The 20,430-nt window shown below is 69.5% G+C and carries 18 protein-coding genes and 1 tRNA gene; 7 read left to right on the top strand and 12 right to left on the bottom strand.

The features are described from left to right. Positions 1-34: 34 nt before the first annotated feature. From dapD to E1286_RS49245, 4 genes are all read right to left on the bottom strand, one after another. Positions 35-997 carry a 2,3,4,5-tetrahydropyridine-2,6-dicarboxylate N-succinyltransferase gene (dapD, locus tag E1286_RS18720; RefSeq protein ID WP_132614219.1) on the bottom strand — a complete coding sequence of 321 codons (963 nt, stop codon included), beginning with the start codon at positions 995-997 and terminating at the stop codon, positions 35-37. A gap of 25 nt (positions 998-1,022) precedes the next feature. Beyond that, the gene (locus E1286_RS18725; RefSeq protein WP_132614221.1) at positions 1,023-1,445 is read right to left on the bottom strand and encodes a pyridoxamine 5'-phosphate oxidase family protein; all 423 of its coding nucleotides are present in this window, start codon (positions 1,443-1,445) and stop codon (positions 1,023-1,025) included. A gap of 76 nt (positions 1,446-1,521) precedes the next feature. Next, positions 1,522-2,169, bottom strand: coding sequence for a LysR family substrate-binding domain-containing protein (locus E1286_RS18730; protein WP_223190099.1), 648 nt, complete (start codon positions 2,167-2,169; stop codon positions 1,522-1,524). Next, positions 2,130-2,276: a helix-turn-helix domain-containing protein gene (locus tag E1286_RS49245; protein ID WP_223190100.1), complete on the bottom strand. Its 147-nt coding sequence runs from the start codon at positions 2,274-2,276 to the stop codon at positions 2,130-2,132. Before E1286_RS49245 ends, E1286_RS18730 begins: the two co-directional genes overlap by 40 nt. Between E1286_RS49245 and E1286_RS18735 the strand changes: the two genes are divergently transcribed. After that, complete coding sequence (locus tag E1286_RS18735) at positions 2,248-2,808, top strand: SDR family NAD(P)-dependent oxidoreductase (RefSeq protein ID WP_246074973.1); 561 nt, start codon at positions 2,248-2,250, stop codon at positions 2,806-2,808. The two genes, E1286_RS49245 and E1286_RS18735, sit on opposite strands and share 29 nt — an antisense overlap. 52 nt (positions 2,809-2,860) lie before the next feature. On the opposite strand, the gene E1286_RS18740 is transcribed toward E1286_RS18735, so the two are convergent. Further along, positions 2,861-2,937, bottom strand: a tRNA-Leu gene (locus E1286_RS18740). Between the two features lie 113 nt (positions 2,938-3,050). Between E1286_RS18740 and E1286_RS18745 the strand changes: the two genes are divergently transcribed. Both E1286_RS18745 and E1286_RS18750 read left to right on the top strand, forming a co-directional pair. Further along, positions 3,051-3,635: an ANTAR domain-containing response regulator gene (locus tag E1286_RS18745; protein ID WP_281282695.1), complete on the top strand. Its 585-nt coding sequence runs from the start codon at positions 3,051-3,053 to the stop codon at positions 3,633-3,635. Between the two features lie 475 nt (positions 3,636-4,110). Then, positions 4,111-5,385: an ABC transporter substrate-binding protein gene (locus E1286_RS18750; protein ID WP_246074971.1), complete on the top strand. Its 1,275-nt coding sequence runs from the start codon at positions 4,111-4,113 to the stop codon at positions 5,383-5,385. Between the two features lie 3 nt (positions 5,386-5,388). Here E1286_RS18750 and E1286_RS18755 read toward each other — a convergent pair whose 3' ends face one another. Continuing rightward, entirely contained in the window at positions 5,389-6,051 is a 663-nt protein-coding gene (locus tag E1286_RS18755; protein ID WP_132614227.1) for a hypothetical protein, read from the bottom strand. A gap of 360 nt (positions 6,052-6,411) precedes the next feature. Here E1286_RS18755 and E1286_RS18760 point away from each other — a divergent pair, with 360 nt between their 5' ends. Continuing rightward, positions 6,412-7,704: an ABC transporter substrate-binding protein gene (locus E1286_RS18760; RefSeq protein ID WP_132614229.1), complete on the top strand. Its 1,293-nt coding sequence runs from the start codon at positions 6,412-6,414 to the stop codon at positions 7,702-7,704. A 76-nt stretch (positions 7,705-7,780) separates the two neighbouring features. On the opposite strand, the gene E1286_RS18765 is transcribed toward E1286_RS18760, so the two are convergent. The 6 genes from E1286_RS18765 to E1286_RS18790 form a co-directional block, all read right to left on the bottom strand. Continuing rightward, the gene (locus E1286_RS18765; RefSeq protein ID WP_132614231.1) at positions 7,781-8,185 is read right to left on the bottom strand and encodes a hypothetical protein; all 405 of its coding nucleotides are present in this window, start codon (positions 8,183-8,185) and stop codon (positions 7,781-7,783) included. Between the two features lie 57 nt (positions 8,186-8,242). Continuing rightward, positions 8,243-9,037, bottom strand: a complete 795-nt coding sequence (locus E1286_RS18770) for an ABC transporter ATP-binding protein (protein WP_132614233.1) — start codon at positions 9,035-9,037, stop codon at positions 8,243-8,245. Further along, positions 9,034-9,984 carry an ABC transporter ATP-binding protein gene (locus E1286_RS18775; RefSeq protein ID WP_132614235.1) on the bottom strand — a complete coding sequence of 317 codons (951 nt, stop codon included), beginning with the start codon at positions 9,982-9,984 and terminating at the stop codon, positions 9,034-9,036. Before E1286_RS18775 ends, E1286_RS18770 begins: the two co-directional genes overlap by 4 nt. Then, positions 9,974-10,972 carry a branched-chain amino acid ABC transporter permease gene (locus E1286_RS18780; protein WP_132614237.1) on the bottom strand — a complete coding sequence of 333 codons (999 nt, stop codon included), beginning with the start codon at positions 10,970-10,972 and terminating at the stop codon, positions 9,974-9,976. Before E1286_RS18780 ends, E1286_RS18775 begins: the two co-directional genes overlap by 11 nt. Before the next feature lie 17 nt (positions 10,973-10,989). Continuing rightward, positions 10,990-12,069, bottom strand: a complete 1,080-nt coding sequence (locus E1286_RS18785) for a branched-chain amino acid ABC transporter permease (protein WP_246074972.1) — start codon at positions 12,067-12,069, stop codon at positions 10,990-10,992. Between the two features lie 611 nt (positions 12,070-12,680). Continuing rightward, entirely contained in the window at positions 12,681-13,025 is a 345-nt protein-coding gene (locus E1286_RS18790; protein ID WP_246074974.1) for a PaaI family thioesterase, read from the bottom strand. Positions 13,026-13,156: 131 nt separating this feature from the next. On the opposite strand from E1286_RS18790, the gene polA reads away from it, so the two are divergent. From polA to E1286_RS18805, 3 genes are all read left to right on the top strand, one after another. Further along, entirely contained in the window at positions 13,157-15,847 is a 2,691-nt protein-coding gene (gene polA, locus E1286_RS18795) for a DNA polymerase I (protein WP_132614243.1), read from the top strand. Positions 15,848-16,353: 506 nt separating this feature from the next. Then, entirely contained in the window at positions 16,354-17,841 is a 1,488-nt protein-coding gene (gene rpsA, locus E1286_RS18800) for a 30S ribosomal protein S1 (RefSeq protein WP_132614245.1), read from the top strand. Positions 17,842-17,952: 111 nt separating this feature from the next. Continuing rightward, positions 17,953-19,080, top strand: coding sequence for an epoxide hydrolase family protein (locus E1286_RS18805; RefSeq protein WP_132614247.1), 1,128 nt, complete (start codon positions 17,953-17,955; stop codon positions 19,078-19,080). The last annotated feature ends 1,350 nt before the right edge of the window (positions 19,081-20,430 follow it).

Consider the following 20,430-nt stretch of genomic DNA (forward strand, 5'->3'; position numbering starts at 1 on the left):
CATCTCCGTGGCCCACAGGTCGCCCGCAGGGTTGTCAGTTGGCGTGCAGGGCGGCGTTGAGCTCGATGCGCTGGCCCTTGCGCGGCACGGCCTCGACCGCGCCCGACTGCGAGTTGCGCCGCAGCAGGATGCCGTCGGAGCCCGACAGCTCGGCCGCCTTGACCACCGTGCCGTCGGGGAGGGCGACCTTGGTGCCGGCGGTCACGTACAGGCCCGCCTCCACCACGCAGTCGTCGCCCAGCGAGATGCCGAGGCCCGAGTTGGCGCCCAGCAGGCAGCGCTCGCCGATCGAGATGACCTGCTTGCCGCCGCCCGACAGCGTGCCCATGATGGAGGCGCCGCCGCCCACGTCGGAGCCGTCGCCGACGACCACGCCGGCCGAGACGCGGCCCTCGATCATCGAGGCGCCGAGCGTGCCGGCGTTGAAGTTGACGAAGCCCTCGTGCATCACCGTGGTGCCACTGGCCAGGTGGGCGCCCAGGCGCACCCGGTCGGCGTCGGCGATGCGCACGCCCGACGGCAGCACGTAGTCGACCATCCGCGGGAACTTGTCCACGCTGTACACCGTCACCTGGCCCCTGGGCCGCAACCGCAGCCGGGTGCGCTCGAAGTCGGGCACCGGGCAGGGGCCGAAGTTGGTCCACACCACGTTGGCCAGCAGGCCGAACACGCCGTCGAGGTTGACGCCGTGCGGCCGCACCAGACGGGCCGAGATCAGGTGCAGGCGCAGGTAGACGTCGTGGGCGTCGACGGGTGCCTCGGAGAGCTTGGCGATGCCGGTGCGCACCGCCACCACCTCCACGCCCCGCGCCGCGTCGGGGCCGGTCAGCTCGGCCAGCTCGCCCCCCTCCTCGGCGGACAGGCGCTGCGTGCCCGTGACGGGTGCGTCGCCCAGCTCGGGAGCGGGGAACCAGGTGTCGAGTACGGTGCCGTCGGCGGCGATGGTCGCGAGGCCGACGCCGAAGGCGCCGGTCGAGGTGGGATCGATAGCAGTCACGGGCCCAAAAATACCGTTCCGCAGGTCAGCCGAGGGCGCCCAGGTCGGCCGACAGCCAGCGTTCGGGCACCACCCGGAACGTCACGAGCACGTTGAGGTCGGACCCGTGGACGTAGCCCGACACGGCGTCGGGCGGCAGGTAGCGGCCGGAGATGCGGGTCAGCTCCTCCAGCGTCGTCGGCCCCGACTGCACGACAGGCCCCTCCACCGACACGTAGCGGTAGGTGGGGCTGGAGCGCTGCACCAGCATCGACAGGCGGCCCGCCTTCGCGATCAGCCGGGCCTTGAGCGAGTCGCCGTCGGTCAGGAACCGGATCTCGCCTCCGGGGCTGTAGTCGTACCACACCGGTACGGTCAGCGGCGCGCGGCCCTTGCCCGCCTCCACCGCCAGGCTCGCGATGTGCGCCTCCGCCAGGAACGCCTCCCGGGCCGCCACGCTCAACGGCATCCCGCCCACCCCCGTATGCATAGATCGTGCACCGGCTATTCCCTGTGGGAGGGATCCTGAAAAGTCGCCCACGCGATCATTCGCCCGAGTCGCTGTGACCCTTCGCGACGGCCGCCGCCGTGCGGACGAACGCCGCCAGCGCCCGTGACCGGGACTCCTCGGGCCAGGCCAGCACGACGGTCGTGGGCGGGCCGTCGGCGACCGGCACGCACACCAGGTCGCGCCGCACCAGCTCGCGGACCGACGCAGGCGCCACCAGGACGAGCCGGCCGAGCGCCACGAGCTGCAGCAACGTCGCCGGATCGGTGATCTCGGAGTGGTCGCGCGGCCAGCGGGGGAGTGGTACGGCGTCGAGGTCGGCCAGGCGGACGAGCTCGCGCCCGGCCAGCGGGTGGCCCGCCGGCATGACGGCCACGCCGCCCTCGCTCAGCAGCGGCTCGCTGCCCAACCCCGTCAGGTCCTCGTAAGGGCTGTGCAGGAACGCCACGTCGGCCGTGCCCTCGCGGACCAGCCTGGCCCGCTCGGCCACCCCGCACAGCACCAACTCCACCTCCATCGCGTCCGGATGCGCGGGGTAGGCCGCGAGGATGCCCGGCAGCAGCCCTCCGTCGCCACCCGGCTTGAGCGCCACCACCAGCCGGGGGTCGGCGCGCCCGGCCCGCCGCGTGCGCGCGGTCGCGGCGGTCACCGCGTCGAGCACCTTGGCCGCCTCCCTGGCCAGCACCTCGCCGCCGGGGTGAGCGTGACGCCGCGGCTCGACCGCTCCAGCAGCCGCACGCCGAGCCGCCGCTCCAGCTTCTGGATCGCCCGGGACAGCGGCGGCTGCGCCATGCCCAGCCGGGCCGCCGCCGCGTCGCTCGACCGCCTCGACGTGCTCGTCAACAACGCGGGCGTCTCCGGGCCGCTCGGGGAGCCACCGAGCGGCACCCCGGCCGCGACGCTGCGGGAGGTCTTCGAGACGAACGTCGTCGGCGTCCTCATGGTCACCAACGCCGTGCTGCCCCTGCTCAGGCGGTCACCCGCGCCCCGCGTGGTGAACGTCTCCAGCGGCGTCGGCTCCCTGGCCCACCAGACCGACCCCGGCCACTACATGTCGGGGCTGCCGGCGTCGGCGACGTACCCGCTGTCGAAGACCGCGCTCAACCAGCTCACCGTGCAGTACGCCAGGGAACTGCGCAAGGACGGCATCCTGGTCAACCCCGCCGCCCCGGGCGCCTGCGCGACCGACTTCACCAAGGACCTGCCGTTCCCCATCACCCGTACCGCGGCGCAGGGCGCGGCGGTGGTGATCCGCCTGGCCACGCTCCCGGCGGACGGCCCCACGGGCGGCTTCTTCGACGACGACGGGCGAGTGCCGTGGTGAAGGGCGGGGGACAGGCGAAAGCCGCCCGGCCGGACGGGCCGAGCGGCTTCGATGGTGCCCCGGGTGGGATTCGAACCCACACTGTGCGGGTTTTGAATCCGCTTTCTCTCCCAGTTGGAATACCGGGGCATGTCCGGAGATCTCCGGACGCATGGGCAGCGCGTGATCGAAGCTTAGCCCAACCTGGGGCCATATCGATCCGGCGTGGCTCCAATCTACCGGACGTCTGTACTCTTCTGCTCGTGAGTACGCAGCGGCGAGTAGTGATCGCGGAAGACGAGGCCCTGATCCGGCTTGACCTCAAGGAGATGCTCCAGGAGGACGGCTACATCGTCGTGGGCGAGGCCGGCGACGGAGAGCAGGCGATCCGGCTGGCCGCCGAGCTGAGACCCGATCTCGTCATCCTCGACGTCAAGATGCCCGTGCTCGACGGCATCTCCGCGGCCGAGCGCATCGTGGCGGACCGGATCGCCCCCTGCCTCATCCTGACCGCCTTCTCCCAGCGTGACCTGGTCGAACGGGCGCGTGACGCCGGGGCGATGGCCTACCTGGTCAAGCCGTTCACGAAGGCCGACCTGGTGCCGGCCATCGAGATGGCGGTCAGCAGGCACGAGGAGATGGTGGCGCTGGCGGCCGAGGTCTCGAGCCTGTCGGACCGGCTGGAGACCAGGAAACTGGTGGAGCGCGCGAAGGGCCGCCTGATGGCCCAGCACGGCTGGACGGAGCCTCAGGCGTTCCGGTGGATCCAGAAGGCGTCGATGGACCGGCGGCTGAGCATGCGCGAGGTCGCCCAGATCGTCATCGACGACGCGGCCGAACGATCGTGACCTGCGGCCGGTGGGGCTCGTCACACGCCCCACCGGCCGCCGTCCGACACCTCGCCACCGCCCCGTCCCCGACAGCTGGACGGTGAGCGGTCACGTTGCCACGCCGACGTCCTTGACGACGCCGGCCCTGCGCGTCCGCCTGTTACGGCCGCCGTAGCGGGCGTCCAAGACCCATGGCAGGCGCGATGGCGCGCTAATGGCGTTCGGGGCTTCGGCCCGGGACTTTCACATAGTGAGATCGATCCCGAAATTTCGGTGCAAGTCTACTTATTTTGGACAGGGGCCGTAACTCTCCTGAGATGTTTCATAACTATATGTGTCAAAGACATCACAAATCGGCATAAATGACTGTCCAGAACTCCCGCGAGCTTCCTCAGGCAGGCATGCTGAGCTCGGCAAACGCAGTGAAGGTGATCGTTCCTTCGCTGAGACATGGGGAGTCTCTTTCATGATTCGCATTGCTCCAGCAGGACGCGTGCTGGCTGTCGCGGCCGCGGCGAGCCTGGCTCTGACGGCCTGTGGCAGCGGCGACACGGCCGCGCAGCAGACGACCGGCTCCGCGGCGCCGTCCACGGCGGCCTCGTCCGCGCCGGCGGCCAAGGGCGACGGCACCCTCACCCTGGGTACGGTGCTGCCGCAGACCGGTTCGCTGGCGTTCCTCGGCCCGCCCGAGTTCGCGGGCGTGGACCTGGCCGTCAAGGAGATCAACGAGGCCGGTGGCGTGCTCGGCAAGCCCGTCGCGAAGTACGACGCCGACTCGGGCGACACCACCACGAACATCGCCTCGCAGTCGGTGGACAAGCTGCTTGCGCAGAAGGCCGACGCCATCATCGGCGCCGCGTCGTCCTCGGTGTCCGAGTCCATCATCGACAAGATCACGGGTGCGGGGGTCGTGCAGTTCTCGCCGGCCAACACCTCCGACACCTTCACCACGATCCAGGACAACGGGCTGTACTTCCGTACCGCGCCCCCGGACAAGCTCCAGGGCCGCGTGCTCGGCGACGTCGTCGTGGCCGACGGCAACGACGCGGTCGCCATCATGGCGATGCAGGACTCCTACGGCTCCGGCCTGGCCGACCAGGTGAAGGCGACGGCCGAGGCGGCCGGGGCCACCGTCGTGGAGCGGGTCGACTACGACCCGAAGGCGGCCGACTTCTCCGCCGACGTCGCCAGGATCAAGGCCAAGAACCCGAAGGCGGTCGTGCTGATCGGCTTCGAGGAGACCGCCAAGGTCGTCGCGGAGCTGGTCAAGCAGGGCATGCCCGCCGACAAGGTGAAGTGGTACATGGTGGACGGCAACATGTCGAACACCAACTACGTGAAGATGCCCAAGGGCACGCTCAACGGCGTCAAGGGCACCACCCCCGGCGCCGAGGCCCCCGAGGAGTTCAGGAAGAGGCTCGCCGAGGTCGCCCCCGAGCTCGACGACTACACCTACTCCGCCGAGGCGTACGACGCGGCGAATCTGATCGCGCTGGCCGCCGAGGCCGCCAAGGACGACTCCGGCCGGTCCATCGCCGCCAAGCTGCCCGACGTCAGCAAGGGCGGCGAGAAGTGCAAGACCTTCAAGGAGTGCGTCGACCTGCTGAAGGCCGGCAAGGACATCGACTACGACGGCGTCAGCGGCCCGGTCGAGTTCGACGCCGCCGGTGACCCCGCCGTCGCCACGATCGGCGTCTACCAGTACGGCGAGGACAACACGTTCCCCGGCAAGGCGCTGGAGTACCGTACCGGCAACATCGAGGGCTGAGGCTCAGCCGCCGCCCAGGCCGCAGGCCCGCTGCGCGTAGCGGATCAGGCGGTCCTGCACCGGCTTGGGCGGCGTCACGATGACCACGCGCTCCTCGCCCCCGTCCAGGCTCGCCCGGGCGGGGAACATGAACGCCTTTTTGGCCTCGCCGAAGGCGTGCCCGTCGCAGCGGGCGGGGGTGAGCTCGACCGGCACCTCCATCCGCTGCCGATCGGCCGGCAGCACGCCCAGCGGCCTGCGTTCCAGGCCGACGTTGTAGTGCGTCGTGCCGCCCAGGTCGCCCAGCGCCACCTCGCCCGCGCCGCGCCGGGTGACCACGAGCGTCGTGCGCATGACCTCGCCCGCCTCCGTCCACCGCGGGCCGAACTCGATGGTCGCCACCCGCTCGACGAGGTACTGCGAGCACTCCTCGCGCAGCAGCCTGGTCAGCAGCGGGTCCGGGTGCGGCACCGTGAACACCACCTTGCGCGGCTGTTCGGTGCCGGTGGCGACGTGCGCCACGACGGTGGCGGGGCGCAGCTCGGGCAGGCGGTCCGGGGCGCAGTTGGCGGCGCCGTACGGGATGGGGATGTCCGTGCGGTTCGTCCGGCCGATAGTGGTCTCGACCCTTTTAGGGGGAAGCGTCCTAAATGACGGTGTGACGAGCTGGACGTCGGCGAAAAACACCGGTGTTTCGCCGATATTTCGGACAGCGACCTGAAGGTTGTGGACCGGCTCGTCCGAACGCCATTGGGCCAGCGAGACAGTAACACCCGCAGGTGCCTGCGAAGACGGCTCCGCCCCGCCGCAACCGGCAATGAGGGCTACCGCTGCCAGAAGGACCCACATCCGCTTCACCCATCGCAGATTAAGCCTCCTTCCCCCAGGTCCGTAAGTTGAGGACTGATTACGACTCCGCATCCAAGTGCCGACAGTTCCTCTCCGCATCTAGTTCGAGTACCCAGCAATTTTGTACGTTTCCGTCATTCGATCGGGAACGCTCGGCGGTGCTGACGGATCCCGGCCTGGAAATGAAGGAGACACTTCATGATCCGCATTGCTCCCGTGGGACGGGCGCTGGCTGTCGTGGCTGCCACGAGCCTTGCCCTGACAGCCTGCGGTGGTGGCGGCGACACCGCCACGCAGACTTCACAGAGTGCCGCGCCGGCCTCGTCGGCGCCCGCCGCCAAGGGTGACGGCACGCTGACCCTCGGAACGCTGCTGCCCCAGACCGGTTCGCTGGCGTTCCTCGGCCCGCCTGAGTTCGCGGGTGTGGACCTCGCGCTCAAGGAGATCAACGAGGCCGGAGGCGTGCTCGGCAAGCCGGTTGTGAAGCACGACACCGACTCGGGCGACACGACCACGAACATCGCCTCGCAGTCGGTGGACAAGCTGCTGGCGCAGAAGGCCGACGCCGTCATCGGCGCCGCCTCCTCGTCGGTGTCGGAGTCGGTGATCGACAAGATCACCGGCGCGGGCGTGGTGCACTTCTCGCCGGCCAACACCTCCGACAAGTTCACCACGATCGCCGACAAGGGCCTGTACTTCCGTACCGCGCCGCCGGACCAGCTCCAGGGCCGCGTCCTCGGCGACCTGGTCGTCTCCGACGGCAACGACACCGTCGCGATCTTCGCGATGCAGGACTCGTACGGCACCGGCCTGGCCGACCAGGTCGAGAAGACCATCACCGAGGGCGGCGGTCAGGTGGTCGATCGCGTCGACTACGACCCGAAGGCCGTCGACTTCTCCGCCGACGTCGCCCGGATCAAGTCCACCAACCCCAAGGGCATCATCCTGATCGGCTTCGAGGAGACCCTCAAGGTCGTGCAGGAACTGGTCAAGCAGGGCCTGCCCGCCGACAAGCACAAGTGGTACATGGTGGACGGCAACATGTCGAACACCAACTACAAGGAGCTGCCCAAGGGCACGCTGAAGGGTGTCAAGGGCACCTACCCCGGCGCCGCGGCTCCGGAGGAGTTCCGGCAGGCGCTCATGGAGGTCGACCCCGAGCTCGAGGACTTCACCTACGCTCCCGAGTCCTACGACGCGGCGAACCTGATCGCGCTGGCGGCCGAGGCCGCCAAGAGCGACGCGGGCGTCGACATCGCCGGCAAGCTGATGGACGTCAGCAAGGGCGGCGAGAAGTGCACCAACTTCAAGGAGTGCGTCGACCTGCTGAAGGCCGGCACGGACATCGACTACGACGGCATCAGCGGTCCGATCGAGTTCAACGACGCCGGTGACCCCGCCACCGCCACCATCGGCATCTACCAGTACGGCGACGACAACACCTACCCGGTGAAGGCACTGGAGTACCGCACCGGCAACATCGCCGGCTGACGACTCACCGCCGAACACCTCAAGGGCCCGGTCACCGCGACCGGGCCCTTTCCCCTGTCCGGTCCCCTGTCCGGAGTCACCGCGGGCAGCCCGCCACGATCCGGTCGGCCGCCGCCCGGTACCGCTTGAGCAGCGCCACCTGCCGCTCGTGCGGCACGTCACTCCTGGACAGTCCCTGCGTGGTCGTCTCGACGGCCTGTACGGCGTCCTGCAGCGCCCCGGGCAGCCGGCCGCCGAACTCCTGCGTGGTGCCGCGCACCTCGGCCATACGGCCGAGCACGGCGTCCTCGAAGTCCTGCCGTTCCTCCTCGCCCTTCGGCTCCAGCAACAGGTCGGCGTAGCCGATGATGGAGACCACGCGAGCGCAGGGGCTGTCGGTGGGATCGCCGCCGGTGCTGTACTTCCGCGCCGAGGAGGCGTCCTCCTGGCAGCCGGCGAGCAGGACGGGCAGGATCAGCGCCACGATCGCGAAACGGTTCACACCAGATAGTGAAAACGAAGAAGGGGCCTCCTGGGGAGGCCCCTTCCCGATCTTTCGTTACGCCTTGGCGAGCGTGCCGAGATACAGCTGGATCACCTTGGGGTCGTCGGCGAGCTGCTTGCCGGTGCCGGTGTAGGCGTTGCGGCCCTGGTCGAGCACGTAACCGCGGTGGCAGATCTGCAGGCAGCGCCGCGCGTTCTGCTCCACCATGATCACGGTCACGCCGGCCTTGTTGATCTGCTGGGCCTGGATGAAGACCAGGTCCTGCAGCTTCGGCGACAGACCGGCCGACGGCTCGTCGAGCAGCAGCACCGACGGCTCGGTCATCAGGGCCCTGGCCATCGCCACCATCTGCCGCTCACCGCCGGACAGGGAGCCGGCGCGCTGCTTGCGCCGCTCCTTGAGCGCGGGGAACAGCTCGGCCACGAACTCGAAGCGCTCCTTGAACTTCCCCGGCACCTGGAAGGCGCCCATCTCGAGGTTCTCCTCGATGGTGAGGCTGGGGAAGACGTTGTTGGTCTGCGGCACGTAGCCGACGCCGCGGGAGACCAGCGAGTGGGCCTTCATGTTCGTGATGTTCTCACCCTTGAGCAGCACCGTGCCGCTGCGGATGGTGACCAGCCCGAACATGGCCTTCAGCAGCGTCGACTTGCCGGCGCCGTTGGGGCCGATGATGCCGATCAGCTCGCCCTCTTTGACGTAGAGGTCGGAGCCGTTGAGGATGTTGACGCCCGGCAGGTAGCCCGCGATCAGCTCGTCGCAGCGCAGCACCGCGTCCTTGGCGCCCTCCAGGTGGGCGCTGCGGTCGGTGACGGCCTGTTTCGACTGGACCGGCTCTTCTGCGCTGCTCACTTCTGCGTCTCCTCTTCGATCTCGGCCTCCAGCGCGGCCTCGGCGTCCTGCAGCTGCGCCTCCAGCTCGCTCTCCGACAGGGGCGCGTCGTGGTGGGCGCCGAGGTAGGCGTCGATCACGCGCTCGTCGGACATGATCGTCGAGGGCGGGCCCTCGGCGATGACCGTGCCCTGCGCCATGACGATCACCCAGTCGCTGATGTCGCGGACCATGTCCATGTCGTGCTCCACGAAGAGCACCGTCATGCCCTGCTCGCGCAGGTCCTTGACGTGGCCGAGCAGCGACTGGGTCAGCGCCGGGTTGACGCCGGCCATCGGCTCGTCGAGCATGACCAGCTCGGGCTGCACCATGAGCGCGCGGGCCATCTCCAGGAGCTTGCGCTGGCCGCCGGACAGCGACCCGGCGAAGTCGCCGCGCTTGGCGTCGAGCTTGAAGCGGGCCAGCAGCTCCTCGGCCCGCTCGGTGATCTCGGCCTCCTGGCGGCGCCAGGCGCCCGGGATGAGGGCCCGCCAGAAGTTCTCGCCCTTCTGGTGCTGGGCGCCCAGGCGCATGTTCTCCAGCACCGTGAGCCGCGACAGGGCCTTGGTGAGCTGGAACGTGCGCACCATGCCGCGCCTTGCCACCTTGTGCGCCGGGACGCCGTTCATCGGCTTGCCGTTGAACGTCCACGTGCCCGAGTCGGCGGTGTCGAAGCCGGTGAGCTGGTTGAAGAACGTCGTCTTGCCCGCGCCGTTGGGGCCGATCAGCGCGGTGATCGAGCCGCGCTGGACCTCCACGTGCTTGACGTCGACCGCGGTGAGACCGCCGAACCGGCGCACCACGTCGTCCACGACCAGGATCGGGTCGGGCTTGGGCACGCCGGGATCGCGCGCCATGTCCTTGAAGACGGCCTCGGCGGCGGCCCTGCGGTCGATGGCCGCGGTCGCGCCGGTGGTTTCAGCGTGCATCGATTGCGATCTCCCTCTTGTCGCCGAAGATGCCCTGTGGCCGGAAGACGAGCAACAGGATGAGGCCGAGACCGACGAAGACGTACCGCAGGGCGCCGGCCTGGCTGGTGTCGATGAAGGTGATGACGCCGGCCGCGACCGCCTCGCTCAGGGTGCCGTTGAGCAGGACGAGCAGCACCCAGAACAGCATCGCCCCGATGACCGGGCCGAACACGCGCGCGGCCCCGCCCAGGATGACCATCGTGTAGAGGAAGAACGTGGTCTCCGTGCCGAAGACGTCCGGCTGCACCGAGCCGTAGGCCAGGCCGTACACGAAGCCGCCGAGGCAGCCGATGACGCCGCCCAGGACGAGCGACTGCATCTTGTACGAGAAGACGTTCTTGCCGAGGCTGCGCACGGCGTCCTCGTCCTCGCGGATGGCCTTGAGCACGCGGCCCCACGGGCTCTTCATCAGCAGGAAGACGATGAAGCAGCACAGGGCGATGAGCAGCCAGCCGACGACCATGACCCACAGCTGCCAGTGCGGGAAGAAGATCGGGATCGGCCCGAGGTTGAAGCCGTAGTCACCTTCGGGGAAGGGGTTGAGCGCCTGGAAGCCGCCGCTGAAGCCGCGCTGCCCGTCGGAGCCGCCGAAGATGTCCTTGAAGGCCACCGAGCGGAACACCAGCCGGATGATCTCGGCCACGGCGATGGTGACGATGGCCAGGTAGTCGGCCCGCAGGTGCAGCGTCGGGATGCCCATGAGCAGCGCCAGGATCGCCGCGGCCACCAGGCCGATGACGATGCCCACCCAGAACGGCAGGCCCATGACGGTGACGGTGACGGCCAGGCCGTAACCGGCCACGGCCATGAACGCCGCCTGGCCGAAGTTGAGCAGGCCGGTGTAGCCGAAGTGGATGTTGATGCCGATCGCGGCGAGCGCGTACAGCACGGTCTCCACGCCGACGGCCGACTTGATGGTGGTGCTGAAGATCGTGATCCAGTCCATTGATGACCCTCCCCCGGTCAGCCGATTCGCTCACGGCGGCCCAGGATGCCCTGGGGCCGGACGAGGAGCACGATGATGAGCACAGCCAGGGCGCCGACGCTCTTGAGCTCCGGCGGCACCCACAGCGTGGACACCTGGATGAACAGGCCCACCACGAGGGAGCCCACCAGGGCGCCGAACGCGGTGCCGAGGCCGCCGAGGGTCACGCCGGCGAAGATGAGCAGCAGGATGTCCTGGCCCATCGTGTACTTGAGGTTCTGCGAGAGCCCCAGCATGATGCCGGCCAGCGCGGCGATGGCGGCGCCGACGGTCCAGATGATCCTGATCACGCCGTCGACGTTGATGCCGGACGACGCGGCGAGCGCGGGGTTGTCGGCCACGGCGCGGGCCGCCTTGCCGGTGCGGGTGCGCAGCAGCGCGATGCCCACGATGACCAGCACCAGCAGCTCGATGCCCATGGCGACGAGGTTCTTGGGAGCGGCGGAGATCGGCCCGATCTCGATGCCCGGCTGCGCGGTGTACTGGGCGTACGACTCGGTCTGCGGGCTGAAGAGGATCAGGTACATGTACCGCAGGAAGAGCGCCACGCCGATGGAGATGATCATCATGGCGACGGTGCCGGTGCCGCGCCTGCGCAGCTGGCCCCAGAAGAAGCGGTCCTGGCCGTAGCCGAGGATCCCGGCGAGGATCACCGCGCAGACGGCCGCGGGGATCAGATGGAGCCCGAACCCCACGTTGAACGCGTAGGCCAGGATCGCGCCGAGCGTGACGAGCTCGCCGTGGGCGAAGTTGGTCAGACCGGTGGTGCCGTAGATCAGCGACAGGCCGAGAGCGGCCAGCGCGATGATCAGGCCGAGGTTGAGTCCCTCGAAGGTGAGCTGGGCGGCCTGGGTCCAGAACGAGCTGCTCCCGCCGGCCTCATCGCCCTGCTGCTGACCCGCGGCGCCCTTGGCCTGCAGGGCGAACAGGACCGAGGAGCAGTTGCCCTCGTAGACGGTCGGCGTGCGGACGTTGTTGCCACCCCGGATCTCGGTGTTCTGGGGAAGGCTGGCGGGATCCAGGGTGACCCGGTACCGCCCTGGGTCTTCGACTTGCACGTCCCAGGCGCCTTGTGCGTTGCTGGTGACCGTTTCGACGGGTTGTCCGCCCTCGGTCGACACGGCGATCCTGGCGCCGTTCACTGGCTGGCCTTGGAATGTGAGTGTTCCCTTCAAACCCTGACAGTCGGCGGGATCCGCATGAGCGGGGCCGACCAGCAGGAAGACGAGTCCACCCAAGAAGGCCGTGAACGCGATCACGGCTCTGCGCAATGGTGCTCCCTCAAGTAGGTCAAGGCGGGGTTGTGCCCCTCCATCTCGACGCGCGCGCATCGCAGGCACAACTGGGATGCAATGGCGGGAGCTTATTCGTGATACGCCCGTTTAAGTATCGTTCGTCACCAATTAGTGACATGTGTGTGTCACGGATGTGAGCAAATAACGGGCCTGGTCAGGGGCTAAATCACCGATGACGCCTGGCATCTGCGCATAACGGATCGACAACGATCGCAGAGAATTGAGGACGAGCCCGCGGGTCTGCCGTTGGGGCCGTGCAGGGCTTCCCCAGCCTTACACGTTTTCTACTGAGCCTCCCCGCGGGCTCCGGCCTGGCACCACCGTAGCGACCCGCGGGGGTGAGGCGCAAAGGGAGAGGGGAGGCGCGTAAGGGGTCAGCGGTCGCGCAACATGCAGGTGAGCCGGGAGGTGCAGACGAGACGCCCCTGCTCGTCGGTGATCTCGATGGCGTACGTCGCCAGCGTCCGCCCGCCGTGCAGCCGCGTCGCCACGCCCGTCACGTGGCCGGAGGTCGCGGAGCGGTGGTGGGTGGCGTTGATCTCGATGCCCACGGCGATGCGTTCGGGACCGGCGTGGATGGCCGCGCCCACCGAACCCAGCGTCTCGGCCAGCACCGCCGACGCTCCGCCGTGCAGCAGCCCGTACGGCTGGGTGTTGCCCTCGACCGGCATCCGGCCCACGACCCGCTCGGGGCCGGCCTCGAGGAACTCGATGCCCATGCGGTCGGCCAGGGTGTCGCGGTGCAGGTCGCCGAAGATCGAGAGATCCACGGGGTTGGTCTGCGTCAAGGGGACGCCTCCACTCTTCCGAGCTCGGGTTTTCTGTCGGAGAGGCAGACTAGGCTGCGGGTGTGCCGAAGAGTGAAGTGACCCCCAGCCGCCCGTGCCTGCTGCTGCTCGACGGGCATTCGCTGGCCTATCGTGCGTTCTACGCGCTGAAAGACGCCAACCTGATGACCACCGACGGTCAGCACACCGAGGCGGTCTACGGGTTCACCTCGATGTTGACCAACGTCCTGCGTGACGAGCAGCCGACGCACGTGGCGGTGGCCTTCGACCGGTCGGAGCCGACGTTCCGCCACGAGGAGTACGCCGACTACAAGGCCAACAGGAGCGAGACCCCGGAAGACTTCCGCGGTCAGATGCAGCTCATCTACGAGCTGCTCGACACGCTGCGCGTCCCGCGCCTGTCCAAGGCCGGCTTCGAGGCCGACGACCTCATCGCCACCCTCGCCACCCGCGCGGCCGCGGACGGCATGAACGTCCTGATCGTCACCGGCGACCGCGACGCCCTGCAGCTGGTCAACGAGCACGTCACCGTCCTGATGACCCGGCGCGGCATCAGCGACATGACCCGGTTCACCCCCGAGGCCGTCCAGGAGAAGTACGGCCTCACCCCGGAGCAGTATCCCGACTTCGCGGCGCTGCGCGGCGACCCCAGCGACAACCTGCTGAGCATCCCGAGCGTGGGGGAGAAGACCGCCGCCAAGTGGGTGCGCGAATACGGCTCGCTGACCGCCCTCATCGACCGGGTCGACGAGGTCAAGGGCAAGGTCGGCGACAAGCTGCGCGAGCACGTCGCCCAGGTCCTGATGAACCGCCGGCTCACCGAGCTGCTGCGCGACGTCCCGATCGACGTCGAGCTCGGCGACCTGCGGCAGGGCACGTGGGAGCGCGAGGAGATCAACAAACTGTTCGACACCCTGCAGATCCGCGGCGAGCTGCGCGAGCGGGTGTTCAAGGTGCTCGGCACCGCCGAGCAGGAGCCCGACCAGGGCTTCGAGGTCGAGACCGTGCTGCTCGGCCCCGACCGGGTCGCCGGCTGGCTGGCCGCGCTGCCCGAGGGCCGCGCCGGGCTCGCCTTCCGCGGCGTCTACGGCAGCGGCACCGGCCGCATCGACGGCATCGCCGTCGCCTCGCCCGACGGCACGGCCGCCCACATCGACCCCGTCAAGCTCACCGAGGCCGACGAGGCCGCGCTGCGGGCCTGGCTGGGCGACGACGCCAAGCCCAAGGCCGTCCACGACGCCAAGGGGCCCATCCTGGCGCTCTGGGCGCAGGGCATGGAGCTGCGCGGGCTGAGCTGCGACACCGCGCTGGCCGCCTACCTCGCGCTGCCGGGCCAGCGCACGTTCGCCCTCGAAGACCTGGCCAGGCGTTACCTCAACCGCGACCTGCGGGCAGAAGAGGCGCCCAGCGGGCAGGCCGCGCTGTTCGGCGACGACGAGGACGCCCCGGCCAAGGACCTCGCGCTGCGCGCCCACGCCGTGCGCGAGCTGGCCGACGCCCTCGAGACCTTCCTGGCCGGGCGCGGCGGCACCCAGTTGCTCGGTGACGTCGAGCTGCCGCTGCTGTCGGTGCTGGCCGAGATGGAGCGGGCCGGCATCGCCGTCGACAGCGAATACCTCGCCGGCCTGGAGGCCGAGTTCGGCGCCGCGGTCAAGCACGCCGTGGAGGAGGCCCACCGCTCGGTCGGCGAGCAGTTCAACCTGGGCTCGCCCAAGCAGCTGCAGGAGATCCTCTTCACCCGGCTCAACCTGCCCAAGACGAAGAAGATCAAGACCGGCTACAGCACCGACGCCGACCAGCTCGCCTGGCTCGCCGCCCAGACCGAGCACGAGCTGCCCACGATCATGCTGCGCCACCGCGACCAGCAGAAGCTGCGCACCACGGTGGAGGGGCTGATCAAGGAGATCGCCGACGACGGGCGCATCCACACCACCTTCAACCAGATCATCGCGGCCACGGGCCGGCTGTCGTCGGAGAAGCCCAACCTGCAGAACATCCCGATCCGCACCGCCGAGGGCCGCCGCATCCGGCAGGGCTTCGTCGTCGGCGAGGGCTACGAGACGCTGCTGACCGCCGACTACAGCCAGATCGAGCTGCGGATCATGGCCCACCTGTCGGGCGACGAGTCGCTGATCGAGGCCTTCGAGTCGGGCCACGACTTCCACCAGGCCACCGCGGCGCGGGTCTTCGACCTGCCGCCCGAGCAGATCGACGGCGAGCTGCGGGCCCGGATCAAGGCGATGAACTACGGCCTGGCCTACGGCCTGTCCGACTTCGGCCTGTCCGGGCAGCTCAACATCCCGGTGGCCGAGGCGCGGGCGCTGAAGGAGGAGTACTTCCAGGAGTTCGGCGGCGTACGCGACTTCCTGCACGCCATCGTCTCCCAGGCCCGCACCGACGGCTACACCGAGACGATCATGGGCCGCCGCCGCTACCTGCCCGACCTCACCAGCGACAACCGCCAGCGCCGCGAGATGGCCGAGCGGATGGCGCTCAACGCCCCGATCCAGGGCTCGGCCGCCGACATCATCAAGGTCGCCATGCTCAACGTCCGGCGGGCGCTGGGCGAGGAGGGGCTGGCCTCGCGGATGCTGCTGCAGGTCCACGACGAGCTGGTGTTCGAGGTGGCGCCGGGCGAGCTGGAGCCGCTCAGGCAGCTCGTGTGCGACCAGATGAACGCCGCCTACCACCTGCGGGTGCCCCTGGAGGTCTCCGTGGGCGTCGGCCGTACGTGGGAGGACGCCGGCCACTGAGCGCAGCGCACGCCTCCTGACTGGAGGGCTGCCCAGAGGGTCGGGGGAGGGCTGCGCGCTATGATTTTCGCCGGCGTGCCGCCCGGCGGGGCGCGTCCCTTTCGCCCAACGCGAAAATCTGGACCCCCTGGATTCGTCCGGGTGTCCAGAGCGACGGTGCGAGGGGGAGCGCCCGTCCACCGAGCCGGTAACCCCAGCCGGTAACCCCTGCTGGAGTGGGCGGATGCCGCCGGCGGGCCGGAGCGATCGCCGGGCCGGATGAGCCGCGGGGTAATATCATTCCCAAGCGAGGGCTCCAGGTCTTCCCGTACTGAACCCTCCCCGGATTGACCCCGTGGCGATCGTCTCATATGCTGATCGCTGCGCTGTGGGCTCGCGCGCGCCTCAGACGGAGCGGGCTCGCGCTCGGTCACGTCGATGTCGTAATTCCTCGGCTTGATGCGGAAGAGGGCCTGCCGCGCGTCCGCCACATCGACATCCTGTCCGCGTTCGGAGCAATTCCACACATGACGTCCAGCACTGAGGCCACCTCGAGCACCCCGCAGGTAGCGGTCAACGACATCGGGTCCGAGGAAGCCTTCCTCGCGGCGATCGACGAGACCATCAAGTACTTCAACGACGGCGACATCGTCGAGGGCACCGTCGTCAAGGTCGATCGAGACGAGGTTCTTCTCGATATCGGCTACAAGACCGAGGGTGTCATCCCCTCGCGTGAGCTTTCCATCAAGCACGATGTCGATCCCGCTGACGTCGTGGAGGTCGGGGAGCACGTCGAAGCCCTGGTTCTCCAGAAGGAGGACAAAGAGGGCCGCCTGATCCTGTCCAAGAAGCGGGCTCAGTACGAGCGCGCCTGGGGCACGATCGAGAAGATCAAGGACGAGGACGGCATCGTCACCGGCACCGTCATCGAGGTCGTCAAGGGTGGTCTCATCCTCGACATCGGCCTGCGTGGCTTCCTCCCGGCGTCCCTGGTGGAGATGCGTCGCGTCCGCGACCTGCAGCCGTACGTCGGCCGCGAGCTCGAGGCGAAGATCATCGAGCTCGACAAGAACCGCAACAACGTGGTTCTGTCGCGCCGCGCCTGGCTCGAGCAGACGCAGTCCGAGGTTCGCCAGACGTTCCTCAACACCCTCCAGAAGGGTCAGGTCCGCAAGGGCGTCGTCTCCTCGATCGTCAACTTCGGCGCCTTCGTCGACCTCGGTGGGGTCGACGGCCTGGTCCACGTGTCCGAGCTGTCCTGGAAGCACATCGACCACCCGTCCGAGGTGGTCGAGGTCGGCCAGGAGGTCACGGTCGAGGTCCTCGACGTCGACATGGAGCGCGAGCGCGTCTCCCTGTCGCTCAAGGCCACTCAGGAAGACCCGTGGCAGCAGTTCGCCCGCACCCACCAGATCGGCCAGGTCGTGCCGGGCCGCGTCACCAAGCTGGTGCCGTTCGGCGCGTTCGTCCGGGTCGAGGAGGGCATCGAGGGCCTGGTCCACATCTCCGAGCTGGCCGAGCGCCACGTGGAGATCCCGGAGCAGGTCGTCCAGGTCGGCGACGAGATCTTCGTCAAGATCATCGACATCGACCTCGACCGTCGTCGCATCAGCCTCTCGCTGAAGCAGGCCAACGAGGGCGTCGGCACCGAGGTCGAGTTCGACCCGACGCTGTACGGCATGGCGGCCACCTACGACGACCAGGGCAACTACATCTACCCCGAGGGCTTCGACCCCGAGACGGGTGAATGGCTCGAGGGCTTCGACAAGCAGCGTGAGGAGTGGGAGCGGCAGTACGCCGAGGCCCAGCAGCGCTTCGAGGCTCACCGCAAGCAGATCGAGGAGGCCCGCAAGGCCGAGGCGGAGGCCGGCGAGGCCGCTCCCTCGTCCTACACCGGCGAGACCCAGCCCCAGCAGGGTGGCGGCTCGTCGTCGTCGGCTCCGGCCAGCGGCGCGCTCGCCTCTGACGAGGCGCTCGCGGCTCTGCGCGAGAAGCTCGCGGGCGGCCAGAGCTGAGGTCTTCCAGGACTGACTGAGGTTCGCTGAAGGCCCCGCACGGGAAATCCGTGCGGGGCCTTTCGCATTCGCGGAACGACCTCTTCCGCGTTGCCGCCTAGCCTCGCGGGCATGATCACACCTTTCCGCATCGACATCCCGCAGGCCGACCTCGACGAGCTGCGGGAACGTCTGCGGCGTACCAGATGGGCGGGGCAGCTGCCCGGCGGGTGGAGCAGGGGCGTTCCCGTGGGCTACCTGCGCGAGCTGGCCGCCTACTGGGCCGACGGGTTCGACTGGCGGGCGCAGGAGGCCAGGCTGAACGCGTTCGCGCAGTACACCACCGGCATCGACGGCCAGACCGTCCACTTCCTGCACGTGCGCTCGCCCGAGCCGGACGCCCTGCCGCTGATCCTGACCCACAGCTGGCCCAGCTCCGTCGCCGAGTTCCTGGACGTCATCGGGCCGCTCACCGATCCGCGCGGTCACGGGCTCGACCCCGGCGTCGCCTTCCACGTGGTGGCGCCCTCGCTGCCCGGGTTCGCCTTCTCGTCGTTCCCCGAGCCCGCCGACGAGCGGCCGTGGAGCATCGACCGGGTGGCCCGCACCTGGGCGGAGCTGATGCGCCGGCTCGGGTACGAGCGTTACGGCGCGCACGGCAACGACGCCGGAGCCCTGGTCACGCCGCGCCTGGCCGCGCTGGACCCCGAGCACGTCGTCGGCTCGCTCATCACGGGCGGGCTCGGGTACCCCACGGGCGATCCCGCCGAGCTGGAGGGGCTGTGCGAGGAGGACCGGGCCACGCTGGCCGGGGTGAGCGCGTGGATGACCGGGGGCAGCGGATACGGGCCCTACCTGGCCGCCCGGCCGCAGACGCTCGCGTACGGGTTCGCCGACTCGCCGGTGGCGCAGCTGGCGTACCTGGTGGAGCGGTTCAAGGAGTTCGACGGGTGGGGATCGGAGAAGGAGCCCGTCGAGCGTGACCTGGTGCTCACGAACGCCGGCCTCTACTGGCTGACCGGGACCGGCGGGTCGTCGTCGTGGACGTATTACGAGGGGGCGGCCGGGCTGCCGGTCGACCAGCGCGCCGTGCCGACCGGGGTGACGCACGGCGGGCCCGCGGTGCTGCGGCGGATCGCCGAGCGCGGCAACGACATCGCCTACTGGGGGGACTTCTCCAGCCCCAGCCACATGGTGGCCATGGCGGCGCCGGACACGGTGGTGGCGGGCATCCGTACCTTTTTCCGGACGATTCGCTGACGTCGGCGAAGATTTTACGTGAGGGTCTTTGCAACCCTGTGACCTGCGCGGCAGCGCGCTGGGACACTGCTGGCGTGCGCTGCCGGTAGCGACTCCCAGGGGCGATGCAGTGAGTGTGGTTCAGCGAGTCATCCCGGTGACGGCCGCCCTGGCCGTTTTCGCCACAACCGTTTCCGAGGCACCGGACGCGGGAGCCTGGCACCGGCCTACGGGCGGCTTGGCGTCGCAGCGGCTCGTACCCGCCGCGCCGGAGCTCGGCCCCGGCGCACCTGTCGTCGCTCCCGGCTGGACGGTCCTCGGCCGGGCACCGGCGGGCACCGGACCTTCTGCCCCGCCCCCGGACGCAGGCCGCCCCGGCGCTTCCGGAAGCGCCGCTTCCGGAAGCGCCGCTTCCAGAATCGGTGCCTCAGGAAGCGGGGCTCTCGGAAGCGGTGCGCCGCTCGCAACTCGCGCTGACGGAGGCGCGGCTCGCGGCATCGGCGTCGGTGAGCTCTTCGCCGGCGGCTCTGGTGCCGGCCCGGCTCGAACCGGTGGGGTCAGCGCCGACGACGTCAGAGCCGCGTTGCTCAGCGCCGTCGGGTCCGGCCGGGACCGGTCCACCGCCGATGCATCCACGACCGGTGAGATCACCGCTGCCGGACCCGATCGCCGCGAACTTTCCGCCCTCCGCCTCGGCTCCCGCGAACTTTCCGCCCTCCGCCTCGGCTCCCGCGAACCTTCCGCCCTCGCCGCCGGTTCCCGAGAATCTTCTGTCCTCGGCCCGGGGCCGGACAGAACCGATGACGGACGAGGCGGGGTTCCCGCCGGTAGTTCCGAGGAAGACGGACGTGCCGCTGGCGGATCGGGTCGAGGCTGGCTTTCCGCCGGGCGAGATGGAAACGCCGCCGGAGGATCGGGGATGAGCGGATCCGCCGGCGGATCGGGCCGAAGCGGGGTGCTCGCCGATGGACCCGGGGAAGACGCACGCGCCGCCGCTCCATCGGGGACCAGTGGAGCCGCCTCTGGCGAAAACCGAGCCGGTCGCGGTCAGGTTCCTGGCGAGGGCTCCGGAGCTGGTCGGGGCGCGGTTCCCGGCAATGGCTCCGGATCCGCCGCTGAACGGATCGGCGGTGTTTCGGGTGAGGGAGGCGCCGGCGATCGGTTCGGAGCCGGTGGGGTTGGCCGCGGTGGGGCTCGGGCTGAGGGCGCCGATTTGGGCGGGACGGCCGCTGGAGGCGCGGCCGATCGGATCGGAGATGAGCTGTTCGGCCGGGGCAGGGCTTCCGTCCGGGGATCCAGCGGCGGGACCGGCGCCGAGGAAGGCGACAGGGCCGGGGGCGAGGAAGGCGGTGCCGGGGCGGTCGTCGGCGG

This window comes from Nonomuraea terrae (assembly GCF_004348995.1).
In the GTDB taxonomy this organism is placed as follows: domain Bacteria; phylum Actinomycetota; class Actinomycetes; order Streptosporangiales; family Streptosporangiaceae; genus Nonomuraea; species Nonomuraea terrae.